This window comes from Streptomyces sp. G45 (genome assembly GCF_049542095.1).
Taxonomy (GTDB): domain Bacteria; phylum Actinomycetota; class Actinomycetes; order Streptomycetales; family Streptomycetaceae; genus Streptomyces.
The window spans coordinates 3,660,160-3,686,325 of sequence record NZ_JBMUZU010000001.1 but is presented as its reverse complement, the minus strand read 5'-3'; the positions used below and the strand labels follow the sequence as shown (position 1 = coordinate 3,686,325).

Below are 26,166 nucleotides of genomic sequence, written 5' to 3'. Positions count from 1 at the left end.
TGGCGGCTAGAAGAGTCGACCGCATGCATGACATGGACCACCGGCTCCTCACGGCCCTGCGCGACTGCGGCGGCGACCCGCGGGTGGCCGCCGCCGCCCGCGCCCTGTCCTTCAGCGGCGAGCACGGCGCGGTGTGGCTCGCCGCCGGTCTCACCGGCGCCGCGCTCGACCGCGAGCGGCGCACCGCCTGGCTGCGCGGCACCGCGCTCACCGCGGTCGCGCACCTGGTCAGCATGGGCGTCAAGCAGGTCGTACGCCGCCCGAGGCCCGGCCACGTACGGCCGCTCGTGCGCACCAGCGGGCGGCACTCCTTCCCCAGCTCGCACGCCACGTCCGCGGCGGCCGCCGCCGTCGCCTTCGGCGCGCTGCGCCCGGTCGGCAGCCACCTGGTGCCGCCGCTCGCCGCCGTGATGTGCGTGTCCCGCATGGTCGTCGGCGTCCACTACCCCTCGGACGTCGCGGCGGGCGCCGCGCTCGGCGCGCTCACCGTCTACGCGGGCGCCCCCTGGATGAAGGGAGCCCACCGCGATGCCTGAACGCACGAGCACCGCCAGCACCGCCAGCACCCGCGGCGGCACCGGCACGGCCACCACCGCCGTCCTGGCCCCGCCCCGCTCCCCGGCCCCCCGCCGCCCCGGCCCCGTGAGCCTGCCGCTCGGGCTCCTGAAGACCGCGCGGCCCCGGCAGTGGGTCAAGAACGTCCTGGTCATCGCCGCCCCGGCCGCCGCGGGCGAGCTGTTCTCGCGGCACGCCCTGGTCCAGGTCGCCCTCGTCTTCGCCCTGTTCACGGCCGCCGCCAGCGCCGTCTACCTCGTCAACGACGCCCGCGACGCCGACGCCGACCGCGCCCACCCCACCAAGCGGCGGCGGCCCGTCGCCGCGGGCCAGGTCCCCGTGCCCGTCGCGTACGCCGCGGGCGCCGCGCTCGCCGTCCTCGCGCCGCTGGCCGCCGCCGTCCTGTGCACCCCGGCCACGGCGGGCCTGCTCGCCGCGTACGTCGTGATGCAACTCGCGTACTGCGTCAGCCTCAAGCACGTCCTGGTCGTCGATCTCGCCGTGGTCGCCACCGGGTTCCTGATGCGGGCCATGATCGGCGGGCTCGCGCTCGACATCCCGCTGTCCCGCTGGTTCCTGATCACCACCGGGTTCGGCGCGCTGTTCATGGTGTCCGCCAAGCGCTACTCCGAGGCCGTGCAGCTGGCGGATCGGGCGGGCGCCACCCGCGCCCTGCTCACCGAGTACACCACCGGCTACCTGCGGTTCGTCTGGCAGCTCGCGGCGGGCGTCGCCGTCCTCGCGTACTGCCTGTGGGCCCTGGAGTCCGGCGGCATCGCGGGCACCGGACTGCTGCCGTGGCGGCAGCTGTCGGTGGTGGCCTTCATCCTCGCGGTGCTGCGCTACGCCGTCTTCGCCGACCGCGGCACGGCCGGTGAGCCCGAGGACGTGGTGCTGCGCGACCGGGCGCTCGCGCTGATCGGCGCCGTCTGGCTCGCCATGTACGGCCTCGCGGTCGCGGACTGGTGAGCGGGGTGCGCCCCGGCGCCCGCGAACTGCTCGGCTTCGCCGCCGCCGGGATCTGCGCGTACGCCGCCGACCTCGGCCTGTTCGTGTGGCTGCGCGGCCCCGGCGGCCTCGACCCGCTCACCGCCAAGGCCCTCGCGTTCGTCGCCGGGTGCACGGTGGCGTACGCGGGCAACGCCCTCGGCACCTACCGGCGGGCCGCCACCGGCACCTCGCGGGCCCGCCAGTACGCCGTCTTCGTCGCCGTGAACGTCGCCGGGGCCCTCGTCCAACTCCTGTGCCTGGCCGTGTCCCACTACGGCCTCGGCCTCACCTCGCGGCGCGCCGACATCGTCTCCGGCGCGGGAATCGGCATGGCACTCGCCACTGTCCTGCGGTTTTGGGGTACCCGGACCTTGGTATTCCGCTCACAGGCCGCGCGGACCGCGCGGGCCGCACCAGGAACGGGGCAGGCGACATGGACTGGCTGAAGAAGCTTCCCGGCATCGGGCCGTACGTCGAGAGACTGACGCGCACCCACGCGTGGCGCTCCTACGAACGCCTCGACCAGGTGCACTGGACCCGGCTCGCCGCCGCGATGACCTTCATCAGCTTCGTCGCGCTGTTCCCGCTGATCACGGTCGCCGCCGCCATCGCCGCGGCCACCCTCTCCACCCAGCAGCAGAAGAACATCGAGGACAAGATCGCCGAGCAGGTGCCGGGCATCTCCGACCAGCTCGACCTGGACGCGCTCGTCGCCAACGCGGGCACCGTCGGCCTCGTCGCGGGCGCCCTGCTGCTGTTCACCGGCGTCGGCTGGGTCGGCTCGATAAGGGAGTGCCTGCGCGCCGTCTGGCTCCTGGAGGACACCGACGAGAACCCGTTCCTGCGCAAGCTCAAGGACCTCGGCGTGCTCGCCGGGCTCGGCGGCGCCGGACTCGCCTCGCTGATCGCCTCCGCCGTGGCCTCCACCGCCGTCGGCTGGACCGCCGACCAGCTCGGCGTCGACCGCGACGGCCCCGGCGGCGTCCTGCTCCAGGCGGCCGCCTTCGCCATCGCCGTCCTCGCGGACTTCCTGCTCCTGCTGTACGTCCTCACGCTGCTGCCCGGCGTGCAGCCGCACCGGCGCGCCCTGCTCGTCGCCGCGCTCATCGGCGCCGCCGGGTTCGAACTCCTGAAGGCGCTGCTCGGCGGCTATATGAAGGGCGTCGCCGCGAAGAGCATGTACGGCGCGTTCGGGGTGCCCGTCGCGCTGCTGCTGTGGATCAACTTCACCGCGAAGCTGCTGCTGTTCTGCGCCGCCTGGACGGCGACGCCGAGCCAGCGGCGTACGGAGGACTCGCCCCGTACGGAGGACTCGCCTCCGACGGCGGAAGTCCCCCGTACGCAGGACGTCACTGGCGGCGCAGCGGCCAGCGGCGGTTGAGCAGGAACAGGCCGCCCGCGATCACCGCGAGGACCCCGGCCGCGATGCCGAGGGCCACGCCCATGCCGCCCGACTTCTCCTCGGAGGCGTGCGCCACGCTCTTGGCGGCGTCGCCGTTCGGCGCGCCCTTGCCCGCGCCGGTCCGCGCGCCCTTCGGGGCGACCAGCTCGCCGACCGGCTTCACCTTGCCGTGCGCGGCGAAGCCCCAGTCGAGCAGGCGGGCCGTCTCCTTGTAGACGGCGTGCGGCTCGGTGGACGACGGGTTCATGACGGTGACGAGCAGCACCTTGCCGTCGCGCTCGGCGACGCCCGTGAACGTGTTGCCCGCGTTGGTCGTCGAGCCGTTCTTGACGCCCGCGATGCCCCGGTACTGCCCGACGCCGTCGGCGCCCGTGAGCAGCCGGTTGGTGTTCTGGATGCCGAAGGACTCCCGCTTGGTCTTGCCCTTGTCCTTGCCCTTCTTGACCTTCACGGTCTTGCCGGGGAACTGGGCGGTGGCCGTCGCGCAGTACTCGCGGAAGTCCTTCTTCTGCAGGCCGGAGCGGGCGAACAGGGTCAGGTCGTACGCGGACGACACCTGGCCCTTCTCGTCGTAGCCGTCGGGCGTGACGACGTGCGTGTCGAGCGCCTGCAGCTCCTCGGCGTGCTTCTGCATGTCCTTGACGGTCCGCGCCACGCCGCCGTTCATGTGGGACAGCACGTGCACGGCGTCGTTGCCGGAGCGCAGGAAGACGCCGAGCCACAGGTCGTGGACCGAGTACGTCTCGTTCTCCTTGATGCCGACCAGGCTGCTGCCCACGCCGACGTCCGCCAGGTCCGCCAGCTCCACCTTGCGCTTCTGCGTCTTGGGGAACCTCGGCAGGATCGTGTCCGCGAACAGCATCTTCAGGGTGCTCGCGGGGGCCAGCCGCCAGTGCGCGTTGTGCGCGGCGAGCACCTCGCCGCTCTCCGCGTCCGACACCATCCACGAGCGGGCCGACAGCTTCTTCGGCAGCACCGGCGCGCCCGTCCCCAGGTCCACCTGCGTGCCGGGCTTGCCGAGGCGCGCCCCGCCGACCGTGGACATCTGGGCGGGCGGCTTCGGCTGTGTGGTCTTGTCGGCGCCGGGCTTGCCGTCGGCGAGCGCGGGCGCGGTGGCCGACAGGGACATCAGGGTCGCGGAGGCGACGACCAGGGCGGTCTTCTTGAGGACAGGCACGGACGAAAACGTACAGGGCCGGGCCGCGCCGCCGTCCGCCGAGGCCGCCCGCCGCGCCCCGCCGTGGTGACGGTCCTGGTCCGCACCGTGGTGACGGTCCTGCTCCCCGCCGTGGTGACGGTTCTGCTCCCCGCCGTGACGACGGTCCTGCTCCCCACCCCGAAGGCGGTGCGTGAGGGCGGCTGGCGATACTGAGCGTATGAAGCTCAGCCGTCCCGTCTCCTGGTTTCTGCTCGCCTTCGGCGTGTGGAGCTGGTTCATCTGGATCACTTTCGTCAAGAACCTCTGGAAGGACGGCAGCGGGCTCGCCTTCGACGACGCGGACAATCCGACCGGGTACTTCTGGGTGCACCTGACGCTCGCCGTTGTCTCCTTTGCCTTGGGGACGGCGGTAGGGGTCATCGGGTTCCGCGGAGTGCGCGCACTGCGCCGAACGTCATAGCCGTGGTCGTCCTGGTCCTGCTGGGTGTGGCCGTCGCCTTCGGCGGGCTGCTCTGGTACGTGTGGCGGCGCGTGGTCCGCGACACGACGGTCAAGGGCTCGCGGGCCCGCCGCCTGGGCACGGTCGCGTACGCCGCCGGGCCGCTCCTGATGTTCGGGGCGCTGGCCGCCGAGCGCTCCGGAGCGCCCTTCTGGCTCCAGCAGGTCCTGGCGTGGCCGGGCTTCCTGTGGATGCCGTTCGCGCTGTACCTGCTGTTGGCGCTGCTGGTGGGGGAACTCGTACGCCCCCTGCTGCTGAGGTGGACCCGGCGAGCCCGTCCGGCGCCTGAGGACGAGGCGCGCAGCGCCGACGAGGCGGGGCCCCCGCCGGAGGAGAAGCCCGCGGGGGAGTTGCCCCGGCGCCTCTTCGTGGCCAGAACGGTGGCCGCGGGCGCGGCCACCGTCGCCGCGGCCACCGTCGGCCACGGCACCCACAACGTCCTGCGCGGCCCCCGCGTGAAGCGCGTTACCGTGCCCCTCGCCAAGCTGCCGCGCGCGGCACACGGCTTCCGGATCGCCGTGGTGAGCGACGTCCACCTGGGCCCCGTCCTGGGCCGCGGCTTCGCCCAGCGGGTCGTGGACACCGTCAACTCCACGCAGCCGGACCTGATCGCGATCGTCGGCGACCTGGTCGACGGCGACGTCGAGGACCTGGCGGGCGCCGCGCGCCCCCTCGCGGACCTGCGCGCCCGGCACGGCGCCTTCTTCGTCACCGGCAACCACGAGTACTTCTCGGGCGCCGAGCAGTGGGTCGAGCACGTGCGGGAACTCGGCCTGCGCCCGCTGGAGAACGCCCGTACCGAGCTGCCGTACTTCGACCTCGCGGGCGTTAACGACGTCCAGGGCGAGGACGAGGGCGACGGCCCCGACTTCGTGAAGGCGCTCGGCGACCGGGACCGGGCGCGGGCGTCGGTGCTGCTCGCCCACCAGCCGGTCGTCATCCACGACGCCGTGAAGCACGGCGTCGACCTCCAGCTGTCCGGCCACACCCACGGCGGACAGCTCTGGCCCAACAACTTCGTCGCCGACCTCGCCAACCCGACGCTCGCGGGCCTGGAGCGGTACGGCGACACCCAGCTGTACGTGACGCGGGGAGCCGGGGCGTGGGGCCCGCCCGTACGGGTGGGCGCCCCGTCGGACGTCACGGTGGTGGAGCTGGCCTCGACGCGGGCCTGACCGGGGGGCCGGGGGACCGAAGGCGTCGGCGGGCGGCTCGGGCGGCCTGGGCGGCGCCGGTGGCCCCGGCGGCAGCGGCGGCTCCGTAGGCACCTCCGGAACTTCAGGCACCCCAGACTCCGTCGGCACCTCAGGCACCTCAGGCACCTCAGGCACCTCAGGCACCTCAGGCACCTCAGGCATCCCAGGCCCCTCCGGCACCCCCGGCACCCGCCCCGCCCCCGTCGGCGTACGCTGCGGCGGCACCGTCGGACGCGGGGGCGCCGCCGGGCCGACCGGTGTGCCCGGGAGCGTGACCAGGACCGTCAGGCCCTTGCCTGGGGCCGTGCGGACCGCGACGTCACCGCCGTGCGCCGCCACCACGCCCCGCACGATCGCCATGCCGAGCCCGCTGCCCGCGCCCCCGCCCGCCCCCGGAAGAACCGGTCGAAGACCCGGGCCGCGTCCCTGGGCGCCATGCCCGGCCCCTCGTCGGCCACGGTCAGCCGCACCACCCGGCCGCCGCGCCGCTCCAGGCGGATCCGCACCGGCGTGTCGGCGGGCGTGTGCGCGCGGACGTTGGCGAGCAGGTTGGCGAGGACCTTGCGCAGCCCCTGCTCGTCGGCCTGCACCAGGATCGCGCCGTCCGCGGACACCGTCAGCGGACGGCCGGGCTCCTGCGCGCGCAGGTCGTCCGCGGCGTCCCGCACCAGGCGGCTGAGGTCGACCGAGCGGTAGCGCAGCTCCGGCCGCTGGTCGAGGCGGGCCAGCGTGAGCAGCTCCTCGACCAGGTGGTTCATGCGGTCGGTCTCGGCGTTGACCCGGTCCCAGGCGCGGGCGCGCTCCTCCGGGGTGTTCAGCATCCCCCGGTCGTACAGCTGGAGGTAGCCGCGGATCGCGGCCAGCGGGGTGCGCAGCTCGTGCGAGGCGTCCGCGACGAACTGCCGCAGCTGGGCCGCGCTGCGCTCCCGCGTCGCGAAGGCCGCCTCGACCTGCTGGAGCATCGAGTTCAGGGCGAGCCGCAGCTGCTCGGTCTCCAGGACGGCGGCGCTGCTGGAGGGCACGCGCCGCTTCAGGTCGCCGTCGGCGATCGCGGACGCCGTCGCCACCATGTCCTCCAGGGGCCGCAGCCGCTGGCGCGCGGAGATCATCGTGAGGACGGCGAGCAGCGCGAGCAGCACCGCCCCGAGCGCCAGGTCCAGCTTGAGCGCCTGGCGGACACCGGCGTGCACGTTCTCCGTGGAGCTGGCCATCACCAGGACGGCCCCGCCGTCGAGCCGCGCCCCGATCGCGCGGTAGGAGTCGCCGCCGAGGCTCACGTCCCGCGGCGTGTCGGACCGGGCGAAGTCGGTGACGGGGGCGACGGCGCGGACCAGTTCGCGCTGGAGCCGCGACGGGGGAAGCGCGGTGAGGGAGACGGGCCCGTTCTGCGCGTTGGCCGCGACGATGACCGACTCGGACGCGGGCAGGGTGGTGGAGCCCTCGGTGTCCCACGGCAGGCCGTCGACGGAGTCCATGCCGATCAGCGACCTGAGCACGTCGACCCGGACCGACTTGTCGTCGAACGCGGAGCGCGACGACGTGAGTTCGGTGTCGGTCTTGTGCAGCAGGTAGTGCTTCATGCCCATGACGCTGACGGCGGTCGCGGCGACGATGCCGAGCGCGAGCAGGGCGACGTTCACCAGCGTGAGCTTGGCGCGCAGCGACTTCATGCCGAAGCGCCCGCGCGGGGCGCGCGCCGGGGCGCGCGGCGGCACGTGCCAGGGCAGCAGCCCCGGCACGGAGGTGCGGGCGGGCGCGTCAGGCAAGGCCGTACCCGACGCCGCGGCGCGTGGTGATCAGCGGCGGCCCCACCTGGTCGAGCTTGCGCCGCAGATAGCTCACATAGGTCTCGACGACCGTCGACTCCGCCGTGTGCTCGATGTTCCACACGTGCCGCAGCAGCTGCTCCTTGGGCACCGTCCGGCCGCCGTTGCGCACGAGGAAGCGCAGCAGCGCGTACTCGGTGGGCGTGAGCTGCACCGAGTGGCCGCCGCGGCGCACGACGTACGTGGTCTCGTCCAGCTCCAGGTCGCCGTAGCGCAGCGGCGGGCGCTGCGGCAGGACGTCGCCGGGCCGGGTGCGGCGCAGGACGGCGCCGATGCGGGCCACCACCTCGTCGATGTTGAACGGCTTGGTGATGTAGTCGTCGCCGAAGCCGAGCGCGCCGACGACCTCGGCGGGCGCGTCCCGCGCGGTGAGGAACACCAGCGCCAACTCGGGCCGCCGGGACCGCAGTTCCCGGCCGAGGGCGCGCCCGTCGCCGTCCGGCAGCATCACGTCGAGCAGCGCGCAGTCGGGGCGGGTGCGCTCGGCGCGGGCCAGGGCCTCGCGGACCGTCCCGGCCGTCATCACGTCGAAGTGGTGGTAGCGCAGGGCGATGGCGAGGACGTCGGCGATGCTCGGCTCGTCCTCCACGACGAGCACGGTGGCGCGCCGCGCGCCGGACGGGGGCCGCTCCCCGGCGGGCGCCCCGGCGGACACCCCCGCTGCCGCCCCTGCCGGTGTTCCGGCAGACGCCCCGGCGGGCGCCCCCGCGGACGTCCCGGCTGGTGCTCCGACAGGTGTTCCCCGGTGACCTTCGGCGTGGCTCATGTCCCCAGTATCCGCACGCTCGTTGTACGGCAGGTGGGTCCGTGCCTTGGAGTTCCTTGTGAATCCGGTCCGGGCCGCTCCGTTCACCGTCCACGCACCTGATGCTGGTGCGCGGCTCCCGAGCGGAGGGGCCCCAGCGGGCGGATGAGCACACGGAGCGGACCGGACCGGACGGCGGACAGCGCGAGACGAAGGGGCGTACATCGTGGCGGGGTTGGCACGCTGGTGCTGTCGGTACCGGTTCGTGGTCCTGGTGCTGTGGCTGGGCGCGCTGTGCGGGCTCGGCGCGGCGGGCACCGCCGCGGGCACCGCCTACACCAACGTCTTCACGCTGCCCGGCACCGACTCCCAGCGCGCCCACGACCTCCTTGAGCGGGCGTTCCCCGACCGCGGTGGCGACACCGACACCGTGGTGTGGCGCACGACTCCCGGCACCTCGGTGCGCGACGCCGCCGTACGCGGCCGCGTCGGGCCCGCCCTCGACCGGATCGCCGCGCTCGACGGCGTCGGCGAGGTCGCGAGCCCCTACGCGCCGGGACCGGCCGCCGCCGCGCAGGTCAGCGCGGACGGCCGCACCGCCTACGCGCGGGTCACCTTCACCCGGCAGGCCAACGAGATCCCCGAGGACCTGATCGAGACGGTCGTCGACACGGCGCGCGCGGCCGAACGCCCCGGCCTCGACGTGGCGTTGGGCGGCCAGGCCGTCGCCCGCACCCAGGAACCGCCCGCGGGCACCGCCGAACTCGTCGGCGTCGCGGCGGCGGCCGTGGTGCTCCTGCTCGCCTTCGGCTCCCTGTTCGCGATGCTCCTGCCGATCCTCACCGCCGTGTGCGCGGTCGGCGCGGGCACCCTCGGCACGGTGCTGCTCAGCCACGTCACGGACGTGCCCGAGGTGGCCCCGCTGCTCGGCACGCTCATCGGGCTCGGCGTCGGCATCGACTACGCCCTGTTCGTCGTCACCCGCCACCGCCGGGGCGTCCTGAGCGGACTCGACCCGTGCGAGGCGGCCGTGCGGGCCCTGGACACCTCGGGCCGTGCCGTGGTGTTCGCGGGCGGCACCGTGTGCGTGGCGCTCGCCGGGATGCTCGTGACGGGCCTGCGCTTCCTCGACGGGGTGGTCATCGCCGCGTCCCTCACCGTCGTCCTGAGCGTCCTCGCCGCGGTCACCCTGCTGCCCGCGCTGCTCGCCCTGCTCGGCACCCGCGTGCTCAGCCGCCGCCAGCGCCGCCGCCTCGCCGCGGCGGGCCCCGGGCCCGAGGAGCCGGGCGGCCTCGCGGCGCGCTGGTCCGCCGCCGTGGAGCGCCGCCCCCGTACCGTCGCCGTCCTCGCGCTCGCCGTGCTGGCGGCCCTGGCCGTGCCGCTGCTCTCGCTGCGCCTCGGCACCACCGACCAGGGCAACCACCGCGAGTCGACGACGACCCGGCAGGCGTACGACCTCCTCGCGGAGGGCTTCGGGCCCGGCGTCAACGGCCCCCTCCAGATCGTCGTCGACCAGCCGGACCCCGGGCGCGCCGAGGCCCTGGTGCGGCGCATCCAGGACACCGACGGCGTCGCACACGTCACGGCCGTGACCCCGCAGACCACCCCCGGCGCGCGGGGCACGGCCGTGATCCAGGTCGTCCCGGACTCGTCCCCGCAGTCGCGGGAGACCGACGTGCTCATCGACCGGCTGCGCGCCGACGTGCTGCCGCACGCGGGCGCCGAGGCGCACGTCGGCGGCGTGACGGCGGTGTTCAAGGACTTCGCCGCGGCGACGGCCGACCGGCTGCCGTACTTCGTCGGCACGATCGTCGCCCTCGGCTTCCTGCTGCTGCTCGTCGCGTTCCGCTCGGTGGCGGTGCCGCTCACCGCCGCCGCGATGAACCTGGTGGCGGCGGCCGCGTCCTTCGGGGTGCTGGTCGCGGTCTTCCAGTGGGGCTGGGGAGCGGAGGCCCTGGGCGTCGGCAGGGAGGGACCCATCACGGCCTTCCTGCCGGTCATCATGCTCTCCCTGCTCTTCGGCCTGTCGATGGACTACCAGGTGTTCCTGGTCAGCCGCATGCACGAGGAGTGGGCGCACACCGGTGACAACGCGCGCGCCGTGCGGGTCGGCCTCGCGGAGACCAGCCGGGTCATCACCTGCGCGGCGCTCATCATGATCTGCGTGTTCTCCGCGTTCGTCCTGAGCGGCGACCTGGAGGGCGCGATGGCGGGCGTCGGCCTCGCCGCTGCCGTGGCCCTGGACGCGTTCGTGCTGCGCACCGCGCTCGTGCCCGCCGTGATGCACCTGCTCGGCCGCGCCAACTGGTGGCTGCCGCGCGCCCTCGACCGCCGTCTGCCGCACCTCTCCGTGGAGCCGCGGCAGGCCCGGCCGCCGGAGCCGGAGGAACTGGAGGCCCTGGTGGCGGCGGCCCTCGGCAGACCGCACCCGGCGCCCACCCGGGACCGGGCGGCGGCCTGCGGACTTCCACACCAGCACGAGGGGCCTCCGTACGACCACGGGGCACTTCCGTACGACCAGGAGGGGCCTCCGTACGACCACGGGGCACTTCCGTACGACCAGGAGGGGCCTCCGTACGACCACGAGGGAACTCCGTACGCGTACGAGGGGCTTCCCTACGCGCACGAGCGACTTCCGTACGACCACGAGCGACTTCCGTACGCGCACGAGCACGCACCGCCGGACCAGAACGACAGGCTGACGAGACCGAACGGGGACGACATGCTGGACACCTACGGGCCGCTGGACGGATACGAGCCGCTCGACAGCTTCGAGCCGCTGGACAAGTACGGCCCGCTGGGCACCCACGAGCCCCTGGACGCCTATGTGCCGCCCGACGCTCCCGACGTCTGCGCGCCGCTGGACGCGTACGCGGCCCTGGCCATGCCCGAGCAGGCCGCGCCGGAGTGCCCCGAGGACACCGCGCCCGCCGTGCACGGCTACATCCTCACGCCGGACGGCGAGCCCATCCACGGCGTGACCCTCACCCTGCTGGCCAAGTCCGGCCGCCAGCTCGACCGCGTGTCGTCCCGCGCCGACGGCGCCTACGCGCTCCTGGCGCCCGCCCCCGGCGTATACCTGCTCGCGGCGACCGCACCCGGGTACGCGTCACGGGCGCGGCACATCATGCTCGGCGAGGGCCCGCTCACCTACGACCTGGAGCTGGTGGAGGCGGTGGGGACGGGGCGGCCCGCCCGGCCACCGCGCTGAGCGACACCGCCGACGCGGCGGCGGCCGCCCTGACCAGGGGGAGGCCGCCGCCGCGTCGGCAGCGCGGGCGGCCCGGCTCGGCGTCGTCCGAGGGCGCCCGGCGGGGCACGCCGTCCGACGGGGCCCGGCGGGGCGCCAGCTGGGCGCGCAGCCGCCGCAGCCCGCGGTGCAGCGCCATCCGCACGGCGCCCGGGCGCTTGCCGAGGAAGCGGGCCGCGGCCGGGCCGTCCAGGCCGACGACCACCCCGAGGTAGACGGCCCTGCCCTGGTCCGGGGGCAGCGCGAGGACCAGCTCCAGGGTGTCGTCGGCCGCCAGGCGCTCGATGACCTGCTCGGCGGGGTCACGCGGATCCGGCACGTCGAGCGCGTCGCCCTCGGCGAGGATCAGACGGGGGCGGCTCATGCGGCGGCGCAGGTGGTCGCGGGCGCGGTTGCGGGCGACGGTGGCGGCCCAGCGGCGGAAGTCCGCGCCGTCGCCGCTGAACCGGCGCAGATCACGGGCGATCTGCAGCCACGCCTCGGACGCCACGTCCTCGGCCTCGTCGCCGACGATGCCGCGCACGCAGCCGAGCAGGCCCGGGTGCACCCACCGGTACACCGTGGCGAACGCCGCGTCGTCGCCCCGCTGGGCGTCCGCGAGGGCCCGGCTCAGCGCGGCGTCGCCGATCTTCGCGCGCTCCCCCTGGCCCTGGCGCCCCCGCTCCCCGCCGGGGCCCCGTCTTCGGTCCCGTCCCTGCTCCCCGCCCGAGGTCACGCGCTCCTCTCCATCCGCTCGATCCGCTCGTTCCGCTCGATCCGCCAGTTGGCTCGTTCCGCTGGTTCCGCCCGGCCCGGGCCGGTGCCGTTCCCTCGGGTTCGCGTCCGCACCGAGGCCATGCCCTTCACGCCTTCGCCGCCGTCACCGGGACCGCGCGGGCTCCGGCTCCGCCCGCCCGTCGCCGGTGCGGGCGGCGTGCCGTCCCGGCAGGGTCAGGTAGAAGAGCTGAAGCGACTCCTCGGCCCCGGCCTCGTACCGGTTGACGACCTTGCCGAGCGGGCTCCACACCCGCCCGTCGGGCATCCGCACCCCCACCGGCTGCCCGAAGAACCGCCGCTGGCCGTCGTCGAAGTCCACCCAGACGGCGCCCGCGCGGCGCACCAGCACCTCGCCCACGTACGCCCCGAAGCCGAAGAGCGGCCCGGCCACCTCGGCCCGTCCGCGCCCGCTCCCGCGCAGCCCGTCGAGGACGAAGTCCACGACCCGCAGGCTCCGCACGGAGAAGTCCAGGGGGAGCCGGTTGCGCTCCGTCACATCCGCGACGAACCGCCGCGCGTACCCCCGCATCTGGTCCGCCCTCGGCGCCCTGGGCGCGCTCTGCCCCGCTCCGGCCACGGTTCCCCACCCCTTGTCCCCATGTCGTCCCCACTGTGCTCCGCTGTGTACGAGAGCAACGAGTGCCCTCACCGCTTAACAAGCGCAACCGACCGCCCGACTGTCACACTCCCACGCGGTGTCCGTTGTCACACGGCCAACTCCAGCCAGACGCACAACCTTTGATCACACGGCGGGTCTCCCCTCCCGGAGTGAGGGGGCGCAGTGGACAGGGACGAACTGTCGGAAGACGTGGTGGAGCTGACCGAGGAGGAACGGTCGGCCCTCGTGGGGGAGGTCCCGGACAGCAGGGTGGTGCTGGGCTGCCTGGTGGTGTGCGCGGTGCTGCTGGCGGCGGTGCTGTACGCGATCTGGGGCGGGCGGTGAGCCGCGGGGTCAGGCCCGGGCCAGCTCCGGCCGCTTCGAGTAGTCCGTGAAGCCGATGACGTTCCCCCAGGGGTCGGCGATCTCCACGGTCCAGCCCGTCGCCACGGCGAACGGCTCCGCGAGGACGGGGATGCCCGCCGCCGCCAGGGCCGCCGCCTTGGCGCGGGCGTCGCGCACCTCGATCCACACGCGGGGGGTGGGCCAGGGGGGTGGGCGGTGGGCGGCGCCGTCCTCCACGCGGAGCAGGAGGCCGGGGGTCTCCGGGCCCGCCTTCAGGATGGCGAGCCCGGCCTCGTCCAGGCGGTGGACGAGGGGGAAACCGGCGCGCCCGTAGAAGCCGACGGCCTCGTCGAGGGCGCCCACCGGGAGCAGCACGTGGTCGAACCCGAGGGGTACGGTGGGCTCCGCTCCAGCACGATCTGACATGCCGTCACCATAGGTCGGCCCCGCCCCCACCGGCGGTAGCCCTGCCGGGTGGCCCCCAATCCCGCCCCTTCACCGAAACCATGGGGCCAGCCCCCTGGCACCCCCGAATCGGCCTCCGGCCTCGTCCTCAAACGCCGGACGGGCTGGATCCAGCCCGTCCGGCGTTTGAGGACGAGCCGCGAAGCGGCAATGAAGCGGGGGTGCCAGGGGCGGCGCCCCCTGGTTTCGGGAAAGGGGCGGGTCTGGGGCGCCCCGCGGTGGATTCGGCCATGCGCGCGGTGTTCACTCGTACGGTGGAGAGTGATCCAACGCCCCTGGGTACGCTGGAGGAACAGGCGAGACTCCGTCCCATGGGAGCAACCATGAGCGCCGCATCCGACCAGGAGCACGAGCTCCAGGACGAGCCGGAGCAGTACCACTGGCCGATCCCGCCCGTCGAGGGCTGGACCGTGGACGACCTCGACCGGATTCCGGGCCTCCCGCCGCATACGGAGTTGATCGACGGGAGTCTCGTTTTCATGAGTCCGCAGCGCAGGTTCCACACGCGCACGATGTACTTGTTGGAAAGTGCACTCCTGCGGCAGACGCCGGACCATCTCGATGTCGACCGGGAGATGACGGTGAAGCTGGACGTATGGAACCGCCCCGAGCCGGACATCGTCGTCTATCACGCCGAAGCGGACACCGGGGATGACCAGACGTGGTTCAAGCCGGAAGACATCGTCCTCGCCATCGAAGTCGTCTCACCTGACTCCGTCATCCGCGACCGCGACGTCAAGCCGCGCAAGTACGCGGAAGCTGGTGTTCCGCACTTCTGGCGGGTCGAGCAGGACGGGGCCACGGGCCTCCCCGTCGTCCACACCTTCGTACTGGACCCCGGCACCAAGGCCTACGGCCCCACCGGTGTCCACTTCGACCGTCTCAAGACGTCCCGCCCCTTCGACATCGACATCGATCTGACGGCCCTCAACCGCCGCAGGCCGTGAGGGCGAGACCACGAGGGCCCCGCACCCGGAACCGGGTGCGGGGCCCTCGCTGCGGACCGGGCCGGAGGCTCAGTAGCGGCGCGTGATCAGCGCCCGCTTGACCTCCTGGATCGCCTTGGTGACCTCGATGCCACGCGGGCAGGCGTCCGTGCAGTTGAACGTGGTGCGGCAGCGCCACACGCCGTCCTTGTCGTTCAGGATCTCCAGGCGCTGCTCGCCCGCCTCGTCACGGCTGTCGAAGATGAAGCGGTGCGCGTTCACGATCGCGGCCGGGCCGAAGTACTGGCCGTCGTTCCAGAACACCGGGCAGGACGACGTGCACGCGGCGCACAGGATGCACTTCGTGGTGTCGTCGAAGCGCTCGCGGTCCTCGGCGGACTGCAGGCGCTCCCGGGTCGGCTCGTTGCCGGTCGTCACCAGGAACGGCATGACGTCCCGGTACGCCTGGAAGAACGGCTCCATGTCGACGACCAGGTCCTTCAGGACCGTCAGGCCCTTGATGGGCTCGACCGTGATCGGCTTGGCCGGGTTGATGTCCTTGATCAGCGTCTTGCACGCCAGGCGGTTCTTGCCGTTGATGCGCATCGCGTCCGAGCCGCAGATGCCGTGCGCGCACGAGCGCCGGAAGGTCAGCGAGCCGTCCAGGTCCCACTTGATCTTGTGGAGACCGTCGAGCACGCGCTCCTTCGGGTCGATCTCGAACTGGAAGTCCTCCCAGGTCGCCTCCGCCGAGACCTCGGGGTTGAAGCGGCGGATCCGGAAGGTGACGGTGATGAGGTGCGACGAGGCCGCGGCGTCCGCCTCGACCTTGTCCATCGTCGGGGTTGCCATCAGTACTTACGCTCCATCGGCTGGTAGCGGGTCTGGACGACGGGCTTGTAGTCGAGCCGGATCGAGTCCTTGCCGTCGGCCGTGACCTCGCGGTACGCCATGGTGTGGCGCATGAAGTTGACGTCGTCGCGGTTGGGGAAGTCCTCGCGGTAGTGACCGCCGCGGGACTCCTTGCGGGCCAGGGCCGACACCGCCATGACCTCGGCCAGGTCGAGCAGGTTGCCCAGCTCGATGGCCTCCAGGAGGTCGGTGTTGAAGCGCTTGCCCTTGTCCTGCACCGAGACGTTCTTGTAGCGCTCGCGCAGCTCGGCGATCTTCTCGACGGCCGTCTTGATGGTTTGCTCCGTGCGGAACACCATCACGTTGGCGTCCATCGTCTCCTGCAGCTCCTTGCGGAGCACGGCCACGCGCTCGGTGCCCGTCGACTCGCGCAGCCGCTCCACCTGGGAGGCGACGAACTCCGCCGGGTTCTCCGGCAGCTCCACGAAGTCGGCCTTCGCCGCGTACTCCGCGGCGGCGATGCCCGCGCGGCGGCCGAAGACGTTGATGTCGAGCAGCGAGTTGGTGCCCAGGCGGTTGGCGCCGTGCACCGACACGCAGGCGACCTCGCCCGCCGCGTACAGACCGGGGACCACGGTCGTGTTGTCGGCGAGCACCTCGCCCTCGACGTTCGTCGGGATGCCGCCCATGGCGTAGTGCGCGGTCGGCTGGATCGGGATCGGGTCCGTGTACGGCTCGATGCCCAGGTACGTGCGCGCGAACTCGGTGATGTCCGGGAGCTTGGCGTCCAGCTGCTCCGGCGGCAGGTGGGTCAGGTCCAGGTAGACGTGGTCGCCCTCGGGACCGCAGCCGCGGCCCTCGCGGATCTCCGTGTAGATGGACCGGGACACGACGTCGCGGGACGCCAGGTCCTTCATGACGGGAGCGTACTTCTCCATGAAGCGCTCGCCGTCCTTGTTGCGCAGGATGCCGCCCTCACCGCGGGCGCCCTCCGTGAGCAGGATGCCCATGCGCCAGATGCCGGTCGGGTGGAACTGGAAGAACTCCATGTCCTCCAGCGGCAGCCCGCGCCGGTAGCAGGCCGCCTGGCCGTCACCGGTGAGGGTGTGCGCGTTGGAGGTCACCTTGAAGAACTTGCCGGTGCCGCCGGAGGCGTAGATCACGGCCTTCGCCTGGAAGACGTGGATCTCGCCGGTGGCCAGCTCGTACGCGACCACGCCCGCCGACTTCTTGACGCCGTCGACCTCGGTGATCAGCTGGTCCAGGACGTAGAACTCGTTGAAGAACTCCACGCCCTCCTTCACGCAGTTCTGGTACAGCGTCTGGAGGATCATGTGGCCGGTGCGGTCCGCCGCGTAGCAGGACCGGCGCACCGGCGCCTCGCCGTGGTTGCGGGAGTGACCGCCGAAGCGGCGCTGGTCGATGGTGCCGTCCGGGGTGCGGTTGAACGGCAGGCCCATCTTCTCCAGGTCGAGGACCGCGTCGATGGCCTCCTTCGCCAGGATCTCGGCGGCGTCCTGGTCGACCAGGTAGTCACCGCCCTTGATCGTGTCGAAGGTGTGCCACTCCCAGTTGTCCTCCTCCACGTTGGCCAGCGCGGCGGCCATGCCGCCCTGCGCGGCGCCCGTGTGGGAGCGGGTGGGGTACAGCTTGGTGAGCACGGCGGTGCGGCTGCGCTTCGTCGCCTCGATGGCGGCGCGCATGCCCGCGCCGCCCGCGCCGACGATGACGGTGTCGTACTTGTGAATCTTCACTGCGGTCGCCTCGGCTCTAGCGGATGTTCGGGTCGAAGGTGAAGATCACCAGCGTGCCCAGGAGGATGGTGAACACCGTGGCGGTGTACAGCAGGCCCTTGAGCCACAGGCGCGTGTTCGGGCGCTCCGCGTAGTCGTTGATGACCGTGCGCAGGCCGTTCGCGCCGTGCAGCATGGCGAGCCACAGCATCAGCAGGTCCCAGACCTGCCAGAACGGGGACGCCCAGCGGCCCGCGACGAACGCGAAGCCGATCTTCGAGACGCCGCCGTCGAGCACCAGCTGGATCAGCAGGTGCGTGATGACCAGGACGACCAGGACGACGCCGGACAGGCGCATGAACAGCCACGCGGCCATCTCGAAGTTGCCGCGGGTGGAGCGGGGGGTCTTCGCGGTGCGCTTGCGCGGGGCCTCGATGACCGGGGCCGGGTTGTCGACGTCGTAGAGCGAGCCGCCTTCGACCGGGCCCACTCCGGACTTCTCAAGCGTGGTGTCGGACATATCGGCCTCAGCTCCCGAACAGTTCGCGGACGGCGTGGCCGAGGACCGGGTACAGCGCGCCGACCATCAGCACGACCCAGACGCCCACGACGGTCCAGAGCATCTGCTTCTGGTAGCGCGGGCCCTTCGACCAGAAGTCGACGGCGATGACACGCAGGCCGTTCAGCGCGTGGAAGAGGATGGCGGCGACGAGGCCGTACTCAAGGAGCGCGACGATCGGCGTCTTGTAGGTGGCCACGACGTCGTCGTACGCCTCGGGGGAGACACGGACGAGAGCGGTGTCGAGGACATGGACGAACAGGAAGAAGAAGATGAGGACACCGGTGACTCGGTGAGCCACCCATGACCACATGCCTTCCCGGCCGCGGTACAGCGTTCCAGCCGGCACGGAAGAACCCTCCGGGAGCGGGGATGTGGGGCCGGCCGGCTTCGGTGTCGGACGAGCCCGGCCGGGTACGGTCCACCGGCCGCTCGTCATCGTATCGACGACTTGTCGGCGTCCTCGCCCCGGGTCCTCGGGTGTGATCAAACAGGCAATCAAACTGGTACGTACGGGCTATCGCCACGTGATCCGGCGGCGCGGTCCGGGGCCTCGTGGGGCGCCGGAACGGCGGCCGCGGACCGGGCCCAGGAGTGCGCGAGCCGGGTGAGCCGACCGCGGGCCACGCGCCGCAGCTCCTCCGCCGCGACGGCGCGCTCCTCCTCCCGCTCGTGGCCGAGCCGGGCGCGCAGCGAGGCGAGCAGGTGGTCCAGGGCCTCGCTGGGCGGCACGTCGTCCAGGCAGATCACGAAGGCGTGCCCGAAGCGGTTCTCGTACGCCGCCGTGGCCGCGCGCAGCGCCGTCGCGGCCACCGCGGCGTACGCGCTGCCTGGGGGCAGCGCCGGTGCCAGGGGCTCGGCGGCCAGGGCCTCGGCGAGGTCGGCGGGCGTCAGGTCGTACGCCGCCTCGTCCGCGGCGGCGAGCAGGGCGTCCAGGTCCGGATAGGGCCGGTGCGCGGTCAGGCGGCGCGCCCAGTGGCGGCTTCCGCAGCAGGTCAACAGGGTGCGGGTGGCCTCGTCGGCCGGTGCGGCGTTCAGGGGTTCCGGTATGGCGCGGTGCGACGGCAGGGGGGCTCCTCGGCGGAGGCGTGGGTGGGGTGTGGCGCAACGCTATCGGGGTGGCGCAGGGGGTGGCGGGCGGCTTCGGGGAGTTCTCGGAAACGCCGGGGGGATTTCATTCGGATGAGGGAGTTTGGGCGGCGGGTCTGAACGGGCCCCGCGGGGGTACGCCGCACGTGGGCGGAGGGGTCCCGCGTCCGCCGCCGCCGTGGCATCTTTGGCGGTCCTCGTGCGGGCGCGGCACGCTGGACGGGGTGTCCGCCGGGGGCGGGAGAGCGCGGGCGGGCGGTGGGGGAGGGACGGAGGCGTGTGCGGGTGAGGCGTACCTGGGTGGCCGTGGGCGGAGCCGCGGTGCTGGTCGTCGGCGTCGGCGTGGGGGTGCTGGCGTGGCCCGACGGGGACGGAGGCGGGGGCGGGGGCGGGGGCGGGCGCGCCGCCGAGTCCGCGCCCTCGCGGTCGCCGTCGCCGACCCGCGCCTACCCCTGGTCCAAGGCCCCGGCCACCATCCCCGCCGTACGGGAGCACCAGGCCGCCCGCGGCCCCGGCTGGCGCCCCGAGAAGGGGCGCCGCGTCGTCGTCGGCGACGAGCGCCTCGCCGGGGAGGCCCGGCTCCTCGCGGGCGAGCTGCGCCTGCGCTACGGCGGCACGGCCCGCCCCCGGCCCGGCGACGTCCGCCTGGACCTCGCGGGCACCGGCGACCCGGAGTCGTACACCCTCACCGTCAAGGACCGCCTGGTGCGGATCGCCGCCCCCGCCGACGCGGGCGTCTTCTACGGCACCCGCACCCTCAAGCAGGCCGTCGCCGACGGCCGCACCGCCCCGGAGGGCACCGTGCGGGACGCGCCCGCCAAGCCCCGCCGCGGCTTCATGGTGGACATCGCGCGCAAGCATTTCGACGCGGAGTGGATCGAGGACCGGATCAAGGAGCTGGGCGACCTCAAGTACAACGAGATCGGCCTGCACTTCTCCGACGACCAGGCCTTCCGCATCGCCTCCGACTCGCACCCCGAGGTCGTCTCCGCCGACCACCTCAGCAAGGACCGGGTGCGCCGCATCGTGGATCTCGCCGCGAGCCGCCACCTCACCGTCGTACCGGAGATCGACTCGCCCGGGCACCTGGGCGCGGTGCTCCAAGCCCACCCGGACCTGCGGCTGCGCGACGCGCGCGGCGCGGTGGCGGGCGGCGCCGTGGACATCGCGAACCCGGGGGCGGCGCGGATCGTCGACGACCTGCTGAGGGAGTACGCGGAGCTGTTCCCCGGCGCCCGGTGGCACATCGGCGCGGACGAGTACCGCGCGCTGATGTCGGCGTCGCCCGAGACGCGCTACCCGCGCCTGGCCGCCGCCGCGCGGGAGCGGTTCGGGCCGCGGGCGCGCGTGCGGGACCTGGCGACGGCGTGGCTGAACGACCGCGCGCGGACCGTGGGCGCGGGCCGCGCCGTCCGCGCCTGGAACGACGGCTTCTACCGCGGCGGCGTCGTGGCCGCCGACGACGCCATCGAGGTCGCGTACTGGACCGGCAAGGAGATCGGCGCGCGCGAGCCCCTCGCCTATCTGGAGGAGGGCCGGAAGGTCGTCAACTACAACGACGAGTTCCTCTACTACGTCCTCGGCGAGCCGAACGACTTCCGCTATCCGACCGGGCAGCGCATCTACGAGCACTGGACGCCCCGCGTGCTGCGCGGCACGGCCCCCGTGCCCGCCGCCCACGACGGTCGCGTCCTCGGCGCCAGCTTCGCCGTGTGGTGCGACATCCCCGGGGCGCAGACGCAGGAGCAGGTGGCCCGGGGCATCCGTATGCCGCTGCGGGCGACCGCGCAGAAGGTGTGGGACGCGCGCCCGCCGACCCGCCCCTGGCCGGAGTTCGTCCGCCTGGCCGCCGCGGTGGCGCCCTGAGCGTCCGGCAGATCCGCGGTTCTGGTGGCGGCCGCCGCGTGCCGTGTGGTGTATTCGGCCGGAAGTCGCAGCTACGGGGAAGCAGTACGGGGGGCACGGGCATGGGGTACTGGGGCTACTACGTCGTGGGCCGCAGCGAGCGGCCGCTCGGCGAGTGCGCGACCGTGGAGGGCGTGCGCGGCGAGCTGACGCTGCTTGAGCGGCGGCCCGACGGCTGGCAGGTGTGGGAGTGCCCGAGCGACGGCAGCCAGGACGTCGGCAACATGAACGCGCTCGCCGAGGAGACCGGCGCCCCCGCGCTGTTCGGCTTCGTCCTGGACAGCGACTGCGTGGTGGTGGAGGCCGCCGCGCCCAAGAGCGGCGCGTGGACGACCTGCCTGGGGCGCGCCGCGATGGCCGGGTACCTGGCGGACGCGGACCTGACCGTCGACGACTACTTCCTGGAGCCGCGCGACGCCGCCGAGCGGGCGGTCGCCTGGGCCGCCGAGTCCGGTCGGCGGGCGCGGACGGCGGCGCTGCTCGACGTCCTCACCGCCGACGCCGAACCCTCCGCCGAGGAGCTGTTCTTCCGGCTGCTCGACCGGCTCGGGGTGTTGCCCCAGTAGGAGCCGCACGGCCGCGAGCAGCGGCCCGCACGGCCCCGGCGGCGATCACTTTCGGCCTCAGTGACGTTATTCCGCCGCCGGACGCAGTAAGGGCGTGAGGGGTGCGTGCGGGTGCCCCGTCCGGGACAGGAGACCGCGTACGCCATGACTGCGAGCCCTTTGCCACGCCCCGACTCCGGCGCGCACCCCAGCCTGGTGGAGCTGATAGCGCAGGCCGACGAGCGGGCCCTGGCCGCCAGCGGGCTCGCCTGCCTGGACCGCTGCCTGCCGCTGCTCGGCGGCGCGGACCAGGCGCTCCGGCCGCTGTGGGTGAGCCTGGCGGAGGACACGGCGTGGGGGGCGGAGCTGGCCGAGGTCCGCGGGGAGCTGGCCGCCGACGCGGACGGCGGGGACGCCGCCGCCCTCACCGCCCGCATGCTGGACGCGGTGCCCGCCCAGCGGTCCGCCGACGCGCTGCGCCCCTGGGCGGACGCCTGCTCGGCGGCGGCCCTCCAGATCCACCGCCTCCTGGACGGCCCCACCGACGGCGTCTCCCCGCTGGCCTCCGCCGAGCTGCGCCGCCAGATACGGGTCCTCGAACTCCTGGCCGCGGGCGGTCTGCGGCAGGTGGTGGAGGTGTCGGCGGAGGGCCGCCGGGTCCTCCAGGCGGCGGTGTCCCGGGCGCGGCGCGCCCAGACGTCGCCGTCGTAGCCCGTCGCCCTTGTAGCCCGTCGCCCTCGCAGCCGCCGGACGAGCGCGGGGCTGAGCCGACCGCGGCGGACCCGCCCATCGACAAGCACCCCTCGGGGCTAAGGCGCCAGGGCCTGCCCCAGATAGGCGCCCGCGGGCGTACCGAGCTGGGCCCGCCCGTAGTACACCCCGCGCCCGACCGACAACACCGTCCCGGCGTTCGCGTCCTCCCCTTCCACGCCGACCACCGGGTCGCCCCGGCCGTCGCCGTCGAAGTCCCCGAGGCTGACGGCGGACCCCAGCCGGTCCCCGGACTCCGTGGCGCCCGGCACCCCCGGCTCGTCCTGGCTGACGGCCACCGCGCCCGTGCCGGTGAGCCCGGACCGGCCGCCCTTGAACAGCAGTGAGGTGCCCGCGTCGACGCGGGTCTTGCCGTCGCGTGTGATGTCCTCGCCGGGGGCGCCCGCGTAGACGTCCGCGTACCCGTCGCCGTCGGTGTCGCCGACCGCCACCGACCAGCCGAGCGCGTCGCCCGCCTCGGCGGCGCCGACGACGCCGGGGGTGGCCTGGTGGACGGTCTTCGCGCCGGTGGAGGTGAGCCCGGAGGCGGAGCCGGGGACGACGGTGACCTGGCCGCCCGCGTGCGCGCCGGACTCGGAGGTGTAGGGCTGGCCGATGGCGAGGTCGTCGTAGCCGTCGCCGTTGACGTCGCCCGCGGCGACCGCGCGGCCGCCCTTGGCCGACAGGTGGCCGACGCGGCTGAGGCCCGACCGGGTGCCCTTGAACCAGACGACGCGGCCCTTGCCCGCCGCGTCGCGATAGCTGAGCGCCACGTCGGCGTACCCGTCGTGGTTGAAGTCGCCGGACGCCGCGTCCGGGTACGCGATCGGCCGCTCGTCGGCGGTGAAGGTGCCCGCGGCCTGGTGGTCGGGGAGAACCGCGCGGCCCAGCTGCCGCCGGTGCCGGTGGACGCGGCGAACACGTCGGCCCTGCCGTCGGCGTTGAAGTCGCCCACCGCCACCGCCGAGCCGAACCGCGCCCCGGTGTACGCGAAGTCCTCCGACAGCTGCATGTCGGTGCCGGAGGTGAACTCCGGCCCGAACAGCACGGTGACCGCGCCGCGGTCCTTGTGGCCGTCGGTGTCGTCCTCGCCGGGCGCGCCGATGGCGAGGTCGGCGTGGCCGTCGCCGTCGATGTCGCCCCACGCGGTGGCGGCGCCCCACTCGTCGCCGGACTCGTCGCGGCCGGGGACGCCGGGGCTGGACTGGGTGAGGGTCTTCTTCGCGGCGGCGACGGGGCCGTCGGGACCGCCCGGCACGATGGTCAGGGCGCCCTTCTTCTTGTTCGCGCGGGGTGTGGGCGCGACCAGGTCGGCGGTGCCGTCGCCGTTGAAGTCGGCCGTCGGGGCGGCGGAGTTCCGGCCCGCGGAGGCGGCGTACCGGCGGATCTCGCCGAGCCTCGCGTACAGGTTCTTCCCGGGCGACGCCGTCTTCGCCGCGTCGCGGCCGCCGGAGATCACGGGGATCCGGGCCCGCTCGTCCTTCTTCCACACGCCGGTGTCGGCCGTCGCGGTGAGCGTGGCCGTGCCGTTCGGGTCGCCGCCGTACTGGCCGAGCTTGTACGCGGCGACGCGGGCCACCGCCTCCAGGGCGGCGCGCGTGGGCCGGGCGGGCGCCGGGCCGCCTTCGAAGTCGCCGAGCACGGCGACGCCGGTGGTCTGGCCGTCGAAGCCGTCGGTGTGGCCGCCGACCACGGGCCGGTCGACGCCGCCCGCGCGGCCCTCGAAGATCCGGCCGCACTTGTCGACGACGAAGTTGGCGCCGAGGTCGGGCAGGCCGCGCGCCTGGACGTCGTACGCCATCAGGCCGCGTATCAGCGCGGGCGCGTCCGCGCAGCGGTAGTCGTTGGTGCCCGCCGTGTGGTGCACGAGGACCGCCGCGACCTTCGTCGCGTACCCGGGGTCCTTGGTGACCTGCGACTCGTCGGCGCCCCAGGCGGCGCGCGGGACGATCGGGGGCTGGCGGACCGTTGACGGAGGGGCGGCGGGGCCTGCGGGCTTCGCGGCGTACGCGGCCGGGGCCAGCGCCGGGGCGCGGGACTCGCGCGCCGGGGCGCCCGGGTCGACGAGGCTCACCTTGAGGCCGTCGGGCAGGGCGGCCCGGCCGGTCACCCGGGCCTGGACGCCGTCGGAGGGGCCCACCCACAGCGGCGCGGAGCCGGTGCCGTCCGCGCCCGCCGTGTCCAGGTGCCGCCAGGCGCTCCACCGTCCCGAACCGGCGGCGCGGGTGCGGACCTCGGCGGTGCCGTCGAGTGCGCGGCCTGCCCCGTCCCAGGCGATGCCGAGCAGCGAGAACCGGGCGGTGGACGTGCGCGGCAGCTCCCGCCGACCGGTGTCCGGGCCGCGCAGCGCGAGGTCCCGTACGGCCGCCGGGCGCGGGGAGCGCGCGTCGGCCGCCGGTGGCGGGCCACCGGCGGGCTCCGCCGTCGCGTACGTCACCGCTCCGGCCCCGCCGACGACGACCGCGCCGATCGTGAGCCACGCCCTGCGCCGGAGACTGAGCGGCCGGTAGGCATGCTTGCGCGGGCTCAATCGCCCCACCCCTTAGCGAACTCCTGGTCAACCTGGTGAATCAGCGAGTTCGTAAGACTTCCGGAAGAACGGAAGGGTTGTACGGGATCGAGCGAAAGACGACGTGATGTTTGCCGCAGCGTACGAATGTGACAACGCGGCGCCCGCGTGCGCAGGGTTCATGAGAGGCGCCGCTCATGAGAAGCGCATGAGAAACACGTACGAGCACACGCACGGGCACGCGCGAGCACACGTACGGGCACACGCGCGAGCACACGCACGAGAACGCCCATGAGGCACAGACGGCGGGCGCGGGACGTAACCGGAGAGGTCGGCGAAGACGGGTGGGGACTGTGGGGCACAAGGCCACGTGCGGAACTCGGGGCGGCGGGCGCCGCCGGAGGGCGCGGGCCGCGGCCCTCGCGCTCGCGGTCGGCGCGCTCGCGCCCTTGGTGGCGTCCTGCGGCGAGGAGGAGCCGGTGCGGCTGACCGGCGGGACGTTCACCGAGGAGCTGCCGCCGGAGCAGCGGCGCGGCCTGGAGCTGGCCGTGGACGGGGTGGAGCTGCTCAGGTCGGCCCGGTCGGTGCGGATCGACGTGACGCAGACGAAGGGCTCGGCGGTGGCCGGGACCGCGCGGCGCGAGCAGGTCGCGCTGCACATCGACCGGCGGAGCAACTGCACGGGCACGTTCGACGCGGGGCCCGGCCGCAGCGGCGACCTGATCGTGATCGGGGGCACCGCGACCTACATACGGTTCTCGGACGAGTCCCTGGACACGCTGGTGCGGATGGGCGAGGCGCGCGGGCCGCAGGCCGCGGCGACGGTCCGCGAGCGGGTCGCGCTGGTGCGCGGCAAGTACCTGAAGGCGCCGACGGAAGCGACCGGCGGGCGCCGGGCGACGCCCGCCCAGCAGTGCGACCTGGACGAGCTGGTCCGGAAGCTGGGCTCGCCCGACGACGCGGAGAACTCCGATGATGTCTTCCAGGCCGGATCGCCGACCTACCGGTACGGCAAACACGTGATCCCGATCGTCGACCCGACGGGCGACTCGGACGCCTCCATGTATGTGGCCGCCGAGGGAAAGCCGTACATCGCGGCCTTCGAGATGGAGCAGAACGGCCAGCGGATGGTCATGAAGATGTCCGACTATGACGAGCCGGTCGAGGCCCACGCACCGCCCGCGTCGCAGGTGGTGGAGGCCGACGACATCCGGGGGCCGGGGGCGCGGACCTCTTCGAGGTCTGACCGGGGTCTGACCGGGGCCAGGCCCGGGGGTCCCGCGCGGGGGTGAGCGGCCGGGGCCGCCACCCCCCACAGGAGAGGCCCCGGCCGTCACACGGCACGAACCGCGTGGCGGTCCGTACTCCCTACTGCGTCGGGGCTGCGTTTTGTGTCACACCTCCCCGGGGCACCCGCTAGTTGCATGTTGTACAAACATGGACGCGCACCGGTTTCACGCCGTAGCGTGCAGTTTCGCGCCGTGCTGCGACCCACCACCGCAGGCGCCCCCG

General features: G+C 73.8%; 26 protein-coding genes and 3 pseudogenes. 16 read left to right on the top strand and 13 right to left on the bottom strand.

Features of this window, described 5'->3' with window-relative positions:
- Positions 1 to 23 precede the first annotated feature (23 nt).
- Genes ACOBQU_RS14915 through ACOBQU_RS14900 form a run of 4 tightly spaced genes read left to right on the top strand, consistent with a single transcriptional unit; the run spans position 24 to position 2,926 of the window.
- Positions 24 to 536: a phosphatase PAP2 family protein gene (locus ACOBQU_RS14915; protein ID WP_423627335.1), complete on the top strand. Its 513-nt coding sequence runs from the start codon at positions 24 to 26 to the stop codon at positions 534 to 536.
- Positions 529 to 1,524: a decaprenyl-phosphate phosphoribosyltransferase gene (locus ACOBQU_RS14910; RefSeq protein ID WP_423627333.1), complete on the top strand. Its 996-nt coding sequence runs from the start codon at positions 529 to 531 to the stop codon at positions 1,522 to 1,524. Before ACOBQU_RS14915 ends, ACOBQU_RS14910 begins: the two co-directional genes overlap by 8 nt.
- A gap of 5 nt (positions 1,525 to 1,529) precedes the next feature.
- A complete protein-coding gene (locus ACOBQU_RS14905) occupies positions 1,530 to 1,991 on the top strand; it encodes a GtrA family protein (RefSeq protein WP_423634505.1) in 462 nt (153 codons plus the stop codon).
- A complete protein-coding gene (locus ACOBQU_RS14900; RefSeq protein ID WP_423627332.1) occupies positions 1,979 to 2,926 on the top strand; it encodes a YihY/virulence factor BrkB family protein in 948 nt (315 codons plus the stop codon). Before ACOBQU_RS14905 ends, ACOBQU_RS14900 begins: the two co-directional genes overlap by 13 nt.
- Here ACOBQU_RS14900 and ACOBQU_RS14895 read toward each other — a convergent pair.
- Positions 2,895 to 4,124 (bottom strand): D-alanyl-D-alanine carboxypeptidase family protein, encoded by a 1,230-nt coding sequence (locus ACOBQU_RS14895; RefSeq protein WP_423634503.1) that lies wholly within the window; start codon positions 4,122 to 4,124, stop codon positions 2,895 to 2,897. The genes ACOBQU_RS14900 and ACOBQU_RS14895 overlap by 32 nt on opposite strands.
- 63 nt (positions 4,125 to 4,187) lie before the next feature.
- Between ACOBQU_RS14895 and ACOBQU_RS14890 the strand changes: the two genes are divergently transcribed.
- From ACOBQU_RS14890 to ACOBQU_RS14880, 3 genes are read left to right on the top strand one after another with little or no spacing between them, the layout of a single operon-like run.
- Complete coding sequence (locus ACOBQU_RS14890) at positions 4,188 to 4,319, top strand: hypothetical protein (RefSeq protein WP_423635025.1); 132 nt, start codon at positions 4,188 to 4,190, stop codon at positions 4,317 to 4,319.
- 4 nt (positions 4,320 to 4,323) lie between these two features.
- Entirely contained in the window at positions 4,324 to 4,566 is a 243-nt protein-coding gene (locus ACOBQU_RS14885) for an SCO4848 family membrane protein (RefSeq protein ID WP_423634501.1), read from the top strand.
- Positions 4,563 to 5,780, top strand: coding sequence for a metallophosphoesterase (locus ACOBQU_RS14880; protein ID WP_423634499.1), 1,218 nt, complete (start codon positions 4,563 to 4,565; stop codon positions 5,778 to 5,780). The genes ACOBQU_RS14885 and ACOBQU_RS14880 overlap by 4 nt, the downstream gene beginning before the upstream one ends.
- A gap of 279 nt (positions 5,781 to 6,059) precedes the next feature.
- Here ACOBQU_RS14880 and ACOBQU_RS14875 read toward each other — a convergent pair.
- Positions 6,060 to 7,471: pseudogene (locus ACOBQU_RS14875) on the bottom strand (sensor histidine kinase); the annotation flags it as partial.
- A gap of 88 nt (positions 7,472 to 7,559) precedes the next feature.
- Positions 7,560 to 8,225: a response regulator transcription factor gene (locus ACOBQU_RS14870; RefSeq protein WP_423634497.1), complete on the bottom strand. Its 666-nt coding sequence runs from the start codon at positions 8,223 to 8,225 to the stop codon at positions 7,560 to 7,562.
- Between the two features lie 382 nt (positions 8,226 to 8,607).
- Here ACOBQU_RS14870 and ACOBQU_RS14865 point away from each other — a divergent pair.
- Positions 8,608 to 10,749 (top strand): annotated as a pseudogene (locus ACOBQU_RS14865) (MMPL family transporter); the annotation flags it as partial.
- A gap of 345 nt (positions 10,750 to 11,094) precedes the next feature.
- Positions 11,095 to 11,583, top strand: coding sequence for a carboxypeptidase-like regulatory domain-containing protein (locus tag ACOBQU_RS14860; protein ID WP_423634495.1), 489 nt, complete (start codon positions 11,095 to 11,097; stop codon positions 11,581 to 11,583).
- Here the strand turns inward: ACOBQU_RS14860 and ACOBQU_RS14855 are convergent.
- Both ACOBQU_RS14855 and ACOBQU_RS14850 read right to left on the bottom strand, forming a co-directional pair.
- The gene (locus ACOBQU_RS14855) at positions 11,519 to 12,250 is read right to left on the bottom strand and encodes an RNA polymerase sigma factor (protein WP_423634493.1); all 732 of its coding nucleotides are present in this window, start codon (positions 12,248 to 12,250) and stop codon (positions 11,519 to 11,521) included. The genes ACOBQU_RS14860 and ACOBQU_RS14855 overlap by 65 nt on opposite strands.
- A gap of 231 nt (positions 12,251 to 12,481) precedes the next feature.
- Positions 12,482 to 12,907 (bottom strand): hypothetical protein, encoded by a 426-nt coding sequence (locus ACOBQU_RS14850; RefSeq protein WP_423634491.1) that lies wholly within the window; start codon positions 12,905 to 12,907, stop codon positions 12,482 to 12,484.
- Between the two features lie 252 nt (positions 12,908 to 13,159).
- Between ACOBQU_RS14850 and ACOBQU_RS14845 the strand changes: the two genes are divergently transcribed.
- Positions 13,160 to 13,321 carry a hypothetical protein gene (locus ACOBQU_RS14845; RefSeq protein ID WP_423627330.1) on the top strand — a complete coding sequence of 54 codons (162 nt, stop codon included), beginning with the start codon at positions 13,160 to 13,162 and terminating at the stop codon, positions 13,319 to 13,321.
- A 9-nt stretch (positions 13,322 to 13,330) separates the two neighbouring features.
- On the opposite strand, the gene ACOBQU_RS14840 is transcribed toward ACOBQU_RS14845, so the two are convergent.
- On the bottom strand, positions 13,331 to 13,747 hold the full coding sequence (locus ACOBQU_RS14840) for a VOC family protein (RefSeq protein ID WP_423627329.1): 417 nt from the start codon (positions 13,745 to 13,747) through the stop codon (positions 13,331 to 13,333).
- 362 nt (positions 13,748 to 14,109) lie between these two features.
- Between ACOBQU_RS14840 and ACOBQU_RS14835 the strand changes: the two genes are divergently transcribed.
- Positions 14,110 to 14,733, top strand: coding sequence for a Uma2 family endonuclease (locus ACOBQU_RS14835; protein WP_423627327.1), 624 nt, complete (start codon positions 14,110 to 14,112; stop codon positions 14,731 to 14,733).
- Positions 14,734 to 14,802: 69 nt separating this feature from the next.
- Here the strand turns inward: ACOBQU_RS14835 and ACOBQU_RS14830 are convergent, their stop codons facing one another.
- The 5 genes from ACOBQU_RS14830 to ACOBQU_RS14810 all read right to left on the bottom strand — a co-directional run bounded on the left by ACOBQU_RS14830 (position 14,803) and on the right by ACOBQU_RS14810 (position 18,855).
- Positions 14,803 to 15,564: a succinate dehydrogenase iron-sulfur subunit gene (locus ACOBQU_RS14830; RefSeq protein WP_423627325.1), complete on the bottom strand. Its 762-nt coding sequence runs from the start codon at positions 15,562 to 15,564 to the stop codon at positions 14,803 to 14,805.
- Positions 15,564 to 17,318, bottom strand: coding sequence for a succinate dehydrogenase flavoprotein subunit (sdhA, locus tag ACOBQU_RS14825; RefSeq protein WP_423627323.1), 1,755 nt, complete (start codon positions 17,316 to 17,318; stop codon positions 15,564 to 15,566). Before sdhA ends, ACOBQU_RS14830 begins: the two co-directional genes overlap by 1 nt.
- A gap of 16 nt (positions 17,319 to 17,334) precedes the next feature.
- Positions 17,335 to 17,817, bottom strand: a complete 483-nt coding sequence (locus tag ACOBQU_RS14820) for a succinate dehydrogenase hydrophobic membrane anchor subunit (protein WP_423627322.1) — start codon at positions 17,815 to 17,817, stop codon at positions 17,335 to 17,337.
- A 7-nt stretch (positions 17,818 to 17,824) separates the two neighbouring features.
- Positions 17,825 to 18,205, bottom strand: coding sequence for a succinate dehydrogenase, cytochrome b556 subunit (gene sdhC, locus ACOBQU_RS14815; protein ID WP_384544331.1), 381 nt, complete (start codon positions 18,203 to 18,205; stop codon positions 17,825 to 17,827).
- Positions 18,206 to 18,354: 149 nt separating this feature from the next.
- On the bottom strand, positions 18,355 to 18,855 hold the full coding sequence (locus tag ACOBQU_RS14810; protein WP_423627320.1) for a 2-oxo-4-hydroxy-4-carboxy-5-ureidoimidazoline decarboxylase: 501 nt from the start codon (positions 18,853 to 18,855) through the stop codon (positions 18,355 to 18,357).
- 375 nt (positions 18,856 to 19,230) lie between these two features.
- Here ACOBQU_RS14810 and ACOBQU_RS14805 point away from each other — a divergent pair, with 375 nt between their 5' ends.
- The 3 genes from ACOBQU_RS14805 (at position 19,231) to ACOBQU_RS14795 (ending at position 22,106) form a co-directional block, all read left to right on the top strand.
- On the top strand, positions 19,231 to 20,811 hold the full coding sequence (locus tag ACOBQU_RS14805) for a beta-N-acetylhexosaminidase (protein WP_423627318.1): 1,581 nt from the start codon (positions 19,231 to 19,233) through the stop codon (positions 20,809 to 20,811).
- 101 nt (positions 20,812 to 20,912) lie between these two features.
- On the top strand, positions 20,913 to 21,416 hold the full coding sequence (locus tag ACOBQU_RS14800) for a hypothetical protein (protein WP_423627316.1): 504 nt from the start codon (positions 20,913 to 20,915) through the stop codon (positions 21,414 to 21,416).
- A 144-nt stretch (positions 21,417 to 21,560) separates the two neighbouring features.
- Positions 21,561 to 22,106 (top strand): hypothetical protein, encoded by a 546-nt coding sequence (locus tag ACOBQU_RS14795; protein ID WP_423627314.1) that lies wholly within the window; start codon positions 21,561 to 21,563, stop codon positions 22,104 to 22,106.
- A gap of 98 nt (positions 22,107 to 22,204) precedes the next feature.
- Here ACOBQU_RS14795 and ACOBQU_RS14790 read toward each other — a convergent pair whose 3' ends face one another.
- Together ACOBQU_RS14790 and ACOBQU_RS14785 are read right to left on the bottom strand one after the other, a co-directional pair.
- Positions 22,205 to 22,918: an FG-GAP repeat protein gene (locus tag ACOBQU_RS14790; protein WP_423627313.1), complete on the bottom strand. Its 714-nt coding sequence runs from the start codon at positions 22,916 to 22,918 to the stop codon at positions 22,205 to 22,207.
- 320 nt (positions 22,919 to 23,238) lie between these two features.
- Positions 23,239 to 24,012 (bottom strand): annotated as a pseudogene (locus ACOBQU_RS14785) (N-acetylmuramoyl-L-alanine amidase); the annotation flags it as partial.
- Between the two features lie 37 nt (positions 24,013 to 24,049).
- Here ACOBQU_RS14785 and ACOBQU_RS14780 point away from each other — a divergent pair.
- Both ACOBQU_RS14780 and ACOBQU_RS14775 read left to right on the top strand, forming a co-directional pair.
- A complete protein-coding gene (locus ACOBQU_RS14780; RefSeq protein ID WP_423627311.1) occupies positions 24,050 to 24,655 on the top strand; it encodes a hypothetical protein in 606 nt (201 codons plus the stop codon).
- A gap of 352 nt (positions 24,656 to 25,007) precedes the next feature.
- Positions 25,008 to 25,946 (top strand): hypothetical protein, encoded by a 939-nt coding sequence (locus ACOBQU_RS14775; protein ID WP_423627309.1) that lies wholly within the window; start codon positions 25,008 to 25,010, stop codon positions 25,944 to 25,946.
- The last annotated feature ends 220 nt before the right edge of the window (positions 25,947 to 26,166 follow it).